Below are 12,568 nucleotides of genomic sequence, written 5' to 3' on the forward strand. Positions count from 1 at the left end.
GCCCACTGGGCCTGCCGCCGCACTGATGCTGCCGCCCAGGGTTACGTTGCCGCCGCGCGCAAACGCCAGGATCGCCTCCTGGGTATTCAGGACGAGCACGAAGTCGGTCATATTGCCGCCGACCTGGAAGCCGAATCCGAGACCGCCTGTGGCGATCGCCGACGGTCCCGACCAGCCGTGTTCGGTCCTCGCGATCACCAAGCCCCTGCCGCCCCGCACACTCACCAGAAATCCCGCCTTGATCACCGTGAGGATGGCCAGGCCCTTGGCATTGCGGAAGATCGCCGGGGGAATCTCTTCCTCGGGAAGCGACTTGAACCCGCGGATGATGTCGGCCGATTGAACGACGCTATCCTGGAGATCCCAAGCCCAGGATCGCCCCGTCCCGAGGGCGACCCAGAGCAAGAACATCGTCAGGATTCCGGCTGCATCTCTCTTCCTCACGATCCTCCTCCCCTCGTTTCCGAAACGGCCCTCGCTCGCGAGTGTAGCATCCTTATCGACTCCCGAGACGCGGAAGGCAAGAGCGAGCCAGCCGCCATTCCTCACAAGCCTTCTCCTGCGGCTCGCCTTGCATGAGGCTCCCTCGCTCGTTTTTCTTTTCTTGCGGCCCAAAACGGCGCAGACTCCGGTTACATTCGAGTTCTCCTCGAGGTTGCGCGTGAGCCTTCTTCTTCCGATCCTCCTGACGCTCTTCTTCCTCTTCGGAGCCGAGAAGTCTTCGGCTCAAACCGACGCCCAGCCCCTCGTCTTCCAGCCGACGCTTGAGGAGAGCACCCGGGTTCGGGCCATCGCCCAACCGGTCGCGCAGACCCTCCTCCGGACGATCCGGGAAGAACTCACCCATGCCTTGGCGAAAGAGGGGCCGGTCGGCGCCATCTCGGTCTGCCAGATCCAAGCGCCGGCCCTTACCCAGCAGGTGCGCGACCAGGCGCGCCCGCCCGGTGCTGTTTTCTCCTTGAAGCGCACCTCCAACCGATTGCGCAATCCGGCGGATGCCCCGGACCCGGCGGAACGGCAAGCTCTCCAGATTTACCTCGAGGCGGAGGCACGGCACGAGTCTCTCCCGCCGGATCTTCTGCAGAAGGTGGTGACGGAGGGCAAGACGACCTACCGCTACTATCAGCCGATCCGCGTTGCCGCACTCTGCCTTTCGTGCCACGGGGATCCGGCCACCCTTTCATCCGGAGTGAAGACCCTGCTCCGCGAGCGTTACCCGCAAGACCAAGCGGTCGGTTACAAGGACGGGGACTTCCGCGGCCTCGTCGTCGTGGGTTTGACCCCTCCCTGAACCCTCCCCCCCTCCGCACGCTTCCAAGCCCGGTGAAGATCCTCACGCGCTACCTCTTCTCCTCTTTTCTCAAGCCTCTTCTCTTTTCCATCCTCGGCTTCCTCTCGCTGCTGGTCCTAGCGGACCTTTTCGGCTCGCTGGAAGACTTCATTACGAACAAGACCCCCGCAGCGATCGTAATTTCCTACTACACCGCCTTCCTGCCGGCGGCTCTGATCATCGTCGCCCCGCCTGCCACTCTCTTTGCCGCCCTCTACTGCCTGATGCAATTTCAGCGGCACAGCGAGTTGATCGCGATGCAGAGCTGCTGCGTTCCCCTCAGCAGAATTTTCCTTCCCTTCCTTGTCGTCGGCATCGGGCTGACCGGAGTGCTCCTCGCCGTGCAACTCGGTCCCGGCGGAAACTCCCAGGCCAAGCGAGACCAGATCATGGAGCAGATCAAAGGGAATCGCTCGGTCTCCACCTCGGTCCGCGGGATGATCTTCCGGGAGGAAGTCCATCATCGGACTTGGTATTTTCAGGAGATCAACTTGGCGGCCAAGGAAGCCTACAACCTCGAGGTCATTGTGCAGAACGCCCTCGGAGTCGATCAGAAGAAATATTTCGCCCGCCGGGGCCGGTGGCAGGACGGACATTGGGTTCTCACCGACGTCAACCGCATCGACTACGATGCCGCGGGAAATTTCCGCAACTCTACCCGATTCCCCGAGCTTCCCCTGCCTTCCTGGGATACTCCCCCTCACCGCATGGTGGCCCTCCAGACCAAGCCGCGCGACCTCGATGCCCGCGAGCTCTGGAAGCTGATTGAAAAGCCGGGACATCTCTCCCCACGCACCCTCGCCCCTTACAAGATCCAGTTTTACAATCTTTTCGCCGAACCCTGCTCCGCCTTCGTCCTCCTCCTGCTTGGACTCTCGGAGGGAGCCCGGCTCAACCGGAGGCACCCGACTGCGGGTGTCTTTCATGCGATCTTCATTCTGATTGCCTTCTTCCTCATCTATCGATTCTTTCTGATCCTCGGCCAAGGCTCCCGTCTTCCCGCGCCGCTTGCCGTGAGCATCCCGCTCGCCGGCTTTCTATTCTTCGGGCTCTCCCGGTTGGCGCCTCTCTTCGGCATCGAGCCCCGACGGCTGCTGGCGGGGTAGGTCGGCATCGGCATGTCTCGCCAACGTCATACCCGAAGCGCGGCGGATGGGCCTGCAAGCTGCAAAAGAACGCTTGCGAGAGGTGCGGGTCAGTGGAAGTTGCGCAACCAGACAAAGAGACCGACGCCAAAGAAGATGGCGATCCAGGTCAGGACGATCGCCAGCGCAAAGTCGGAAAGACGGGCCACGGTCTTGCCGGCCACGTAGGGTCCCTCCACCTTCCCGGCCTGCCAGAGCATTGCGATCAGGAACGCCAGAGCCAGGCCACCCACCCCCAGAAACGTGGTAAAAAACAGGAGAGTCGAAGCTAGGTCAAGGTTGACCTTGTAGCTCATCGGATCGTATCCGAGCGGCAGGAGCGCTCCCAAGCGGATCTCTTCCCGGGCGATTCCAACGACCAGGGTAGAGACAACGAAGAGGCCCTGGTAGAGATATCCCTTGCCGGCGAAGGCCTCCGGCTTTCCCCGCCAGAGAAGGATGAGGAGGGAGAGCAGCGCAATCATCGTCATCCAGAGAAAGGGGTGGGCCGCCGCCTTCTCGACGCCCGCAAACCAAGTGATGGCGAGAACGACCTGGCCCAAAAAGCCCCAGCGAGCCCACTGCCAGCCGATCCTTCGGCAAAGCTCCCGATAGGGGGCCGGAAAGTCGCTTCGCAGGCGGAAATAATCGGCATACGCCAGAAGGAAGATGCCGATCCCGGCGGCGGCTGCGGCGAAAAAGAAGAGGAACCGGGGGAGGGAGAAGGCATGGACCTTGAGGCCCGACATGTCGGGGATACCTTGCGGCGCGTACCACTCGAGCCACTTGGCAGGCAGGATCGATTGGATCGAGAGAACGTGCATGACGAATCCGTTCAAGGCGAAAAGGAGGATAGCCGCGATCGCCCAGAGAAGCTCGCCTGCGGAAGCCCCCTCCTTGTTACGGAAGGAAAAGACAAACCAGCAGGTGTAGCCCAGACCGAGGGCGTAGATAAATCCCATGACCCATGCGGCCGAGAGGACATTCGACGCATACCACATCGGATCGTAGATGACCTGCGTGAAGAGCAGCGGAGCCACCCCCAACACGATCGCCAGGGAGAGGGCGATCTTGGTCACCTGCGTCATCGCCCGGGAAAGACGACCCCACAAAGGATCCTTCCGCCGGAGGAAGGCCGCGATCGCCAGGGTCCCGCCGCCCAGGACCAGGTTGACGAAGAGAATGTGCAAGGCCCAGGTAAGCACCATGAGCCACTGAAAAAGGACCGGAGGTGCGGGAATCCCGGCGGGGTCGCGCAGAACGTTGAGGAACGTTCCCAGGTCGGCGTGAGGGGCGGTCTGCATGGTCTTCTGTCTCCTTTCTTCTCGGTCTTAACGGGGGTTCGGCGATTTCGCGCCCACGGCGGAAAGAGAAGTCGGGGCTTCGGAGGCGTGAGCAATGAAATAGGCGAGCGCCTCCCTCTCCTTTTCGGAAAGCGGGATCGCGGGCATGTAGGGAATCGCCCCGGTGTAGAGGGGCCCGTCAAGAAACGCCCGAACCACCTGCGGATCCGTCGTTCCGCCGAACTTCGCCGGCAAGGGGCGCAAAAGCCCGGTCTTTTCGAGACTGTGGCAGTTGGCGCAGGCGATCGCGGCAATGACCCGGCCGGCCTCCAGCCGGTTCTGCGGCGTGATCTCCTTGAGAGCCACGGGAACGAAGGGGTGGAGAGCAAGCAGGCCGTGTTCTTGGATGGCCGGGAGCTCCGCCCGGATCCCCTTCCCGGGCACATCCCGGGAGATCACCTGGTTCCCGTAAATATATTGGCCTGCCACATAGGGCTTGCGCAGGCTTTCGCGGGACCGCTCTTCCGGCCAGAGACCGAAGAGAAGCAGGAGCAGAGTCATTAGAGCGGCCACCGGCGAGGGCAGCCAGGAGGGTTTCCAAGCGAGCCACGCGAGGTAGAGTGCGGTGACCCCAAGCATTCCGATCAGGAATTCTGAGGTGTGGGCGGGGAGCCGGGCCGCCAGGATGATTTTCGCGGTCGGAGGCAGAGTTTGGACATACCAGAAGAAGAGAGGAACGAGCGCAGCCAATCCGACGAATCCCATTTTCGCAATGAAACGGGCGATCTCGGTCCTCCGCTCCTTCTCCCTGACGCCGGCGACGACGATACTCCCGACCACCGCCGCCGCCACGCACATGAAGGCGGCCCGCATCGACATCTGGGCGAAGATGTTCAGGTTATAGAAGGCGTCGAGGACGGATCCCGTCCGATACCAGCGCTCCCCTCCCGGCCACATCATGAAGGAGAGGATCCCGATAATCAGAAGCAGGGTTTCCAGGGAAGCGATGGCGAAGAGCCAGGTGAGCTTCAGATGGGTCTTCGCGTCGATCTTGCCGATCGTGTAGACCAGGGCGTAGACGCCGATCACCTCCGTGACGAAGAAGACCCATTCGGTGGCCCAGACCCAGACGAAGTTATGAATGAGGCCGGAGATTCCGCGCGGGCTGGCCACCGTGGTCGAATACCAGATGCCGGGGCCGGTAACCGATCCCCAGATGTAGGAGAAGACCAGGAGGAAGACCCCGTACCGGCGGATGTAATCGAGCAGCCAGGGTTTGTTCTCCCGGTACGCCTTGGTTTCCAGAAGAGCGAAGAGAAAGGAAGCTCCGATCGACGTATGGGAAGCCAATATATGAATGGTTCCCGTGATGCCCATCACCCATCCCGATCCGATGTACGGCACATACCACGTCGGATACATTCCCAGGCTTTCCATCGCAAATCCCTCCAGCGGCCCCTCCGTCCGCTCACTTGTTATTACTTGTTATGACAACGTAGGCATCCGGTCGAGAGGTGTCAACCCACGCTGCCTACGCATGCTCCCGTTGTGACGGTTTTTTCGCCCGTATCGCCGACACCGCACGGGGAGGATCAAAGATCGGTCAGAGAAGCGGGAGCCCGCGAAGAGACGGCCCGCTTTCCTCTTGGGGATTGTTTCTTGGGGGTTGTCGATTCCCGGAGGCGGGTTTGCGAGCCTGCCTGGCGCAAGATCCAGTAGCGCAATCCATCGTCAACAATTCGCAAGAGAACGATAGCGGATTATCATCCACTTCTTCTACTCTGGGGTCTCATGAGGCCTCGGCGGCGGAAATCCAGACTTTCCCCGCCTCCCTTCCATCCAGGCTCCAAACTCTTCCGCAGTTCGGCTGCCGCACTCTTCTTCCTCCTCTGCGGAAACACGGGTTACGGAGCGCCCTTCGAGCCGTCCGCTCCCTCCGCGGAAACTCCGGCCATGCTTCCCGAAGTCTCCGTGACCGCCACGTCTCCCCCCGAATCGGACGTTCTGCCGACCGACAGCTCCTCGGTCTACGGGCTGGATCTTTCGGTCCTCGACACCCCGCGGCAGGTGACCCCGATCAACCAGACGATGATGCGCTCCTCGGGCATGACCGCCCAGGGCTACATCGATCCCTTGAGCACCGCGTTCCTGATCCCGGGCGCCATCAGCGAAAACAGCGGAGGGATGATGGCCGCCCCTTCCGTCCGGGGCATGGCCGCACAGCCCTACATCAACGGCATCCAGTTCACGGCTCTCGAAGCGGGCATGCCGCTGACCCCCTTCAACTGGAACATGGTCGAGTCCGAGGACATCACCGAGGGGCCGGCCAATGCCGTCTTCGGCCAGGAGCAGGCGGCCGGCGGAACGGTCAACTACATCACCAAGCAGCCCTATTTCGACCGCTTCCGCGGGCAGATGTGGGATACCACGGGCATGTACGAAAACTATATGTGGGGAGCCGACATCGGCGGTCCGATCGACAAGGAGCACAAGGTCGCCTATCGCTTGAGCTACATGGGCATCGAGAACGGAAGCTACTACCAACCCGACGTCCACAACGACCAGCAGAACGTCTATCTTGCCTTGGGCGCCCGGCCCACGGACAACTACTCGGTCGACTTCTATTCGGATTTCGGAACTTACGACTTCACCCCGATGATGGAGTGGATGAACCGGCCGACCAGCTCTCTCATCCAGGACGGCCTCTACAACACCGGATCCCTCCCCGTCTCCCAAGTCCAGGTCGGAACGGTCAACAATCCCGGCTTCGCCTCCTACGCAGGCCCCTTGGAGCCGATCAGCCGCAGGATGATCGCCAACAACCCCGAGTCCCAAGGGCTCGGCTACACAGGATTCGTCCAGCTTGTCCAGCGGCTCCAGCTCGGGGAGGGTATCCAGCTCCGGAACAACACCTTCGCCTACTACGGACGCAATTCGGTGGTGGCTCCGTCCGCCTACTATACCGAAGTGGCCATGGGGGATTACGAAATCGACAACCGCACCGAACTCCTCGCCCAGTTCGCCACCCCGATCGGCCAATCGAAGGAAAGCTCATCCCCAGGAGGCGGGCTGCTCGGCAAGCTCCTGCTCCAGCACCAGATCGATACCGGAGTCGAATGGGGATTCGAGCACAACCTCGATTACGAATCCCAAATGTGGTTCGGCAACTCGAACGCCTGGGACATCCTCCGCACCAACCCGACGAGTTGGAATCTCACCCAGACCGCATTCTTCCAATCCCTGATTCGCAATCCCTCCGCTCCGGGAGGCGGGGAGTGGCCGATTCCGGGAAAGCCCGGCGCCTACTTCGAGCCGCTCAACGGAAGCGCCGGAACGACCGACTCCAACTACTGGACCCTTGCCCCCTTCTACCAGCATGATCTCCAGATCACCGATAAGCTCTCGCTGCTCTTCGGCGCCCGCGCCACTACCTATTTCGTCTCGAGCCAGACCCCACCCGGGACCCCGCCCGAGCTCTTCGTCCAAGCGCAAACCATCCAAGAGCTTCCCATGGTGAACGCGAGTGCGGTTTACAAGATCTACCCCTGGTGGACCGCCTATTTCACCTACAATTGGATGTATGTCGCCAACGTGGGGGCGGTCGGTGGGTTCAATGTCTACCCGAGCGGCCTCCCCAACAGCTCGTTCGACTTGCAAGAGCAGCTCTTCGAGGGAGGATTCAAATGGAGCCTTCTCCACAACAAGCTCTATGCCTCGGTTGCCGGCTTTTCGCAGCAAATCCCGCTCTTCAACTTCGTGGATGTCTCGCCTACTCCGGCGACCGTCACCGGGCTGGAAGCCAACCTCACCTACCAACCCGATCGTCACTGGTGGATGCGCACGGGTTACTTCTTTGCGCGCGGCGTCGAAGACTGGTCCGGCTTGCCCTACGGCCCACCCATGTCGCAGACCTACTCCACCGCCCTCGCCCTCCAGGCCAACCTTCCACTCAACAATAACGGTAGTTACCCGCCCGGCGCCTATCCCTTCATCGGCTGGCCCCAGCAGGTCATCAACGCCATGGTCACCTACCAGGCCGATTCGGGCTTCGGGGCGACCGTAAGCGCGCTCGTGATGAGCCAGCAGTTCCTCGGCTACAACTATGCCACGGCGATCCCGTGGCAATATCTCCTCAACGCCCGGATCTTCTACGCCCAGCCGAAGTGGGAAGTCTCCCTCTGGATCTACAACCTGACCAACGAGCCCTACTGGCTCCCCTACGCCATCGGCTCGATGCCCGATCGCACCAACGACTACGGCGGCATCGTCGCGGGGCTCCCCTTCTGGGTCCAGGGCACCATGGCCTGGAAGTTCTAGCCCGACCTTCTCACGGTCCGACCGGAGGATTGCCCTTTCGGACAGGCCGCGGGCGGAAGCCCGTCAGTTCCGCCAAGGTTTCCGGCATCAGGATCCCCTCGTATTTTCGATCCCCGATCGTCCAGGTGGGAAAGATCCGGACGCCGATCTCCTTGCAAGGCGCAGCCATGGGGCCCCCTCGTCCGTCGGGGGCGCAATCAACAAAGGGGAGCAGCTCCTCGGCCTTTCCAAAGAGCGCACGCTGCAGGCGGCAATGATTACACCAGGTCGCTCCGTAGAACTTGACCCCGCTCTTCTCCAAATGTTTGGCCAGATCCTGAAGCCAGAGAAGATCCTCCCCCTGCTGCCTGGCAACCATCGCGACGCGGGCCTCCCGTTCGCTGCGGACGGCCGAGAAGTGGAACCAAGCGGCGGAGGAGCCCCCGGCGACAAGGACAGCGGGCAGCAAGACCAACCAGAAACGGCGGCCCGGCTTGGCCCCCGGCGTCACCAGAAGCAGGACGAAGAGGGCCAAGAGAAGGCCCGCCGAAGTCAGGCAATAAGGACAAGTCGCTCCAAGCACGAAGAGGGAAACCGAGACAAAGAGGGCGCTCCAGAGCAGCCCGAAGAGGAGCAGGCCGAGCGCCCATCCTCGCCGATCCACCGTCCAGCCCCGGCACGAGAGAGCCACGAGCGCCGCATAAAGGCCAAACCCGTACAAGCTCACCGGCTGGCCAAAAAGCTTCGACCAGGCGCTCGTCAAGACGGTTCCGCAACCCCCATCGGCACCGCAGCCCGCAGGAAGCTTCCCCCACCAGTGCAGCCCCGTTAAATAGCCGGCCAACACCATCCCGGCGAGGGAGACTCCCACAAAGAGCGGGCGAAGAATGCGCGCCGCCCCGACGACTGGTTCCGAGGAAGATCTATCCGACATTCCCTTCCTTCCTTGCCCCTTCGCCGATTCGGACGGGGGCGCTCTTCGGCCCCTTCTTCTCGGATCTTGCTCCGTCCTGGGCTCGCCCGCCGGGCGGGGGACGGTTTTCGGGCAACACCCGCCGCAAGGAGCTCGCCGCCCCAAAGCGGATCAGGGCTCCTCCTGCCCCATGCTCGCCAAGCCCTTCGGCAGCTGGTACCCCGGCTTCCGGTTCTCCTCGGTGAGCCACTCCTCCAAAAATTCCTGCTGACGGCTTTCGCGAAGCCCTTCCTCGATCTGACGCCGGAGCTCCTTGCTTTCCGGAACGGCGGGACCATCCCGGGCCTCCAGGTAGACGAGGATCGCGCCACCCGGAACCGGCGTAAAAGGGCTGAGGTCTCCGGGATCGAGGAGATGACTCACAAGCGCGATCTCCGCCCCATCCCGCAGCTCCTTCGAAGGTTCGGCGGGGACAAAATGGGTCAGGGTTTCCGCCGCCAACTTCTTTTCCCGGACGAGATCGCCAAAGGGCTTTCCCGCCGCCAGATCTTTCCTCAGGCTTGCCGTCAACGCCTTTCCCTCCTGGAAGAGCTTCTCCAAGGCGAGCCGCTCGGCCAGTTTCTGCCTCAGGATCTCGCGAACCTCGGCTGGCGGCCGCGGCCGGCTCGGCTCCACCGCCGTCAGCACCATCACGCGAAAGCCCGACGCGCTCCGCTGCGGTTCGCCGATCGGATTCTCCTCGGAGAGGGCAAAGGCCGCGTCCGCCAAACCGCGCCCTCCTCCTTCCGGCAGGTTCGGAGGGTTCTCCTCGGAAAACAAGCCGATCTCCCGGACCGGCAGCCCCTGCTCCTGCGCTTTCTTGAAAAAAGCCTCCTTCTTCCCTTCCTCCCGGCTCAGCGCCACCGCGAAATCCTCCGCCCGCTGCAAGAGCTTCTCTTCCGCCTCCTTTTTTTCCTTCTCGGGAAGCTTCTGCTGCTCCGGAGGGAGAGCAAACTCCACGAACGCGATTTTCCGCTGCTCGGGGATCCGGAGAGAAGGATCCGCCCCGTGCCGCCGAAACTCCGTCTCCACTTGTTCCGGGTTCACCGAAATCGACGGAAGGAACTGTTCCGCCGCCAGCCGAACCACCGTCAGCTTCGCCGGGCCGAAATCCGACCGGTAGACCCTCTCCACCTCTCCCGGTCCCACCTGGATCGGAGAAACGAGCGAAAGTTTGACCTGATCGATGAGAAGACTCTCCCGGACGATCTCGACAAAACGCTCGCCCTTGATCCCTCGTGCGCCGAGAAACTCGTTCACGAACTGGTTGTAGATCTCTTCACTATACTTGCCGTCCTTTTGCAGGAAGGGGAGCGCCTGGATCGCGCGAACGACCAGGTCATCGGGCACGACGCAATGGAGTCGCTTCGCCTCGGCAAGGAAGACCAGCCTCCCCCAGGCAATCTCGTTGAGGAGGCGATCCGCACCTCCTTGACGAGGAACACGGCCTCCCGAAAAAAGAGCCATCTCGAACTCCGCGGCCTGCCGCGAGAAGCGAAAGCTCTCCAGGGAGACCCCCTCTCCCGCGATCTTGCCCACCGGGCCGCTGCGCAATCGACTCAGGGCGGGAACATTATAAAACAAGAGAAAGGAGAGGCCGATCATCCCTAAAATCAGCACGACGAAGCCCGAGTGAGAGCGGAAGAGTTTAAGCATAGAGGCGCAAGACCGGTTCCTTTCGGCAATCGCCGATAGCATACCGTTCCCGGAAAAAAAAGCCTCGATCGCAAAATCCCGGCTTTTCACCTGAGGGGGAAACGGCAGCCGTCCAGCGACGGAGCGCTGCCTCGCTAACGAGCGAACCGCTCCCGCCCCAGGCAGGCATGCCGAAAATCCCTTTTCTTCCGATAGAGAGCGGGGATAAAAAAGGCGGGAGCCGCTGCCTCCGTGGATCCGCTCCCTCCTCTACCGCTTTCCTCCTCGCCCCGGTCGACGCCCGGCCGCTGGAGCGGCCTTGCGCCTCTCGGCTCCGCGACCGCGCTCTGCCTTGCCTCGGGCCTCCTCCTTGCTCTCTCTTTCCCGCCGCTGGCATGGTCCGGACTGGCCTGGGTTGCCCTGCTTCCCGCGATGACGGCCTCCCGGATCCTTCGGAACTGGCGGGAACGTGCGGGCTCGGGCTATCTGCTGGGACTCCTTTTTTTCGGTGCTACCCTCTGGTGGATCGGAAAGGTGACGATCGCGGGAACGATCGGGCTCGTTCTCTACCTCTCTCTCTACCCCGCCCTCTGGCTCGCCCTTGCCGGCGTTTGGACCATAGGCCGCCCTCCTTTCCAGCCCGGCGGCAACCTCTTTGCTTCGGCCTGCCTGGCTTCCTCCTGGGTTGTCCTCGAGTGGCTTCGGGGTTGGCTGTTCGGGGGGTTCCCTTGGAATGGCCTGGGCGTCTCCCAGTTTCAGACGCTCGTCCTCGCCCAGACGGCGCGCCTGGGGGGAGGCCTTCTCCTTTCCTGGCTTCTTGCCTTCGGAAACGCCCTTCTCTTTTTTGCCGGCTTGCGCCTGCGGGCGGAACTCCGCCGCGAACAGAAGCGAACCTCCCATCCGGATCTTGCCGCCGGACTCCTTCTCCTGGCGGCAAGCGCATCCTACGGACTCTTCGTCCTCATCACGACCCCGAGAGAGACCGCGCAGACGCTCCGCTATGCGCTGATCCAACCCGCCGTTCCGCAAAGCGTCGAGAACCCTTTCGACCCCCAGGAGGCCATTACCCGTGAGATCGGCCTCACCGAGAGCGCGATCCAGGCAGCGCCTCAGCTCATCGTCTGGCCGGAAAGCCCGATCGGCGCGGATCTTCTCTCCACCCCCTCCCTTCGCGTGCCCCTCCTCGCCTGGGTGGAGACTTCGGAATCCTGGCTTCTCTTGGGAACCCCGCGCCTCCGAGGCGAGCAGCTTTTCAACGATGCCCTCCTCTTCGCTCCTCAAGGCCGGTCGCTTCAGACCTACGCCAAGAACCGGTTGGTCCCTTTCGGAGAGTTCGTTCCGCTCGGCAGCCAGTTCCCCATCCTCCGGAACCTCGTCCCCTTTGAGCTCGAGTTTTCCCCGGGCGCCTCCCCGGTCGTCTTCCAACTCCAGAACCCGATGGTGCGGATCGCGCCACTCATCTGCTTCGAAGACACCTTCCCGGACTATGCCCGCCGCGTCGCCCGCGAAAACCCCGACCTTCTGGTGAACATCACCAATGACGGCTGGTTCACCGGCACCCCGGGCGCGCGCCTGCATCTGGCCAATGCCACCCTCCGTGCGATCGAGCTCGACCTTCCTCTCCTCCGCTGCGGAAACACGGGAATCACCACCTTCGTCAATCAGAATGGCGCCATCGTAGCCTCTCTTCCCGAAGCGGATGCAAAGACGGATCGAGGCCAAGGCATTCTCCTCGGCGTGGCCCAATGGCACCGGCCCCGGCCCACCCTCTACCGCGCCGTCGGCGACTGGATCGTCTGGCTTTCGGCGGCGCTTCTCCTCTTGGGAATGGCTCCCTCCTTACGAAAAAGCAGAATGACCCAAGGCTCCGATCCCGCGTAAGCCGTGTCCATTCGGGAAGATCAGCCTGCATGTCTCACAAGCGATCTCCTGCGGCTTGCGAAATAGA

General features: G+C 62.3%; 9 protein-coding genes. 4 read left to right on the top strand and 5 right to left on the bottom strand.

The genetic code is table 11. The features are described 5' to 3' along the window. Positions 1-444: YSC84-related protein (locus tag MAMT_RS10920; RefSeq protein ID WP_246186671.1), on the bottom strand; the 444-nt coding region annotated here is incomplete at its 3' end. Between the two features lie 217 nt (positions 445-661). Here MAMT_RS10920 and MAMT_RS10925 point away from each other — a divergent pair. Beyond that, on the top strand, positions 662-1,291 hold the full coding sequence (locus MAMT_RS10925) for a Tll0287-like domain-containing protein (RefSeq protein WP_178087088.1): 630 nt from the start codon (positions 662-664) through the stop codon (positions 1,289-1,291). Positions 1,292-1,323: 32 nt separating this feature from the next. Further along, positions 1,324-2,436 carry an LptF/LptG family permease gene (locus MAMT_RS10930; RefSeq protein WP_142661061.1) on the top strand — a complete coding sequence of 371 codons (1,113 nt, stop codon included), beginning with the start codon at positions 1,324-1,326 and terminating at the stop codon, positions 2,434-2,436. An 89-nt stretch (positions 2,437-2,525) separates the two neighbouring features. Here the strand turns inward: MAMT_RS10930 and MAMT_RS10935 are convergent, their stop codons facing one another. After that, entirely contained in the window at positions 2,526-3,758 is a 1,233-nt protein-coding gene (locus MAMT_RS10935; protein WP_142661062.1) for a hypothetical protein, read from the bottom strand. Between the two features lie 27 nt (positions 3,759-3,785). Continuing rightward, entirely contained in the window at positions 3,786-5,174 is a 1,389-nt protein-coding gene (locus tag MAMT_RS10940) for a cytochrome ubiquinol oxidase subunit I (protein ID WP_142661063.1), read from the bottom strand. Between the two features lie 354 nt (positions 5,175-5,528). Here MAMT_RS10940 and MAMT_RS10945 point away from each other — a divergent pair, with 354 nt between their 5' ends. Then, entirely contained in the window at positions 5,529-8,054 is a 2,526-nt protein-coding gene (locus MAMT_RS10945; RefSeq protein WP_246186672.1) for a TonB-dependent receptor, read from the top strand. A 10-nt stretch (positions 8,055-8,064) separates the two neighbouring features. Here MAMT_RS10945 and MAMT_RS10950 read toward each other — a convergent pair whose 3' ends face one another. Beyond that, positions 8,065-8,967 carry a vitamin K epoxide reductase family protein gene (locus tag MAMT_RS10950; RefSeq protein ID WP_142661065.1) on the bottom strand — a complete coding sequence of 301 codons (903 nt, stop codon included), beginning with the start codon at positions 8,965-8,967 and terminating at the stop codon, positions 8,065-8,067. A gap of 150 nt (positions 8,968-9,117) precedes the next feature. After that, positions 9,118-10,641, bottom strand: coding sequence for a peptidylprolyl isomerase (locus MAMT_RS10955; protein ID WP_178087089.1), 1,524 nt, complete (start codon positions 10,639-10,641; stop codon positions 9,118-9,120). 231 nt (positions 10,642-10,872) lie between these two features. On the opposite strand from MAMT_RS10955, the gene lnt reads away from it, so the two are divergent. Next, entirely contained in the window at positions 10,873-12,501 is a 1,629-nt protein-coding gene (lnt, locus tag MAMT_RS10960; protein ID WP_142661067.1) for an apolipoprotein N-acyltransferase, read from the top strand. Positions 12,502-12,568 lie beyond the last annotated feature (67 nt).

Source organism: Methylacidimicrobium tartarophylax, assembly GCF_902143375.2.
Lineage (GTDB): Bacteria > Verrucomicrobiota > Verrucomicrobiia > Methylacidiphilales > Methylacidiphilaceae > Methylacidimicrobium > Methylacidimicrobium tartarophylax.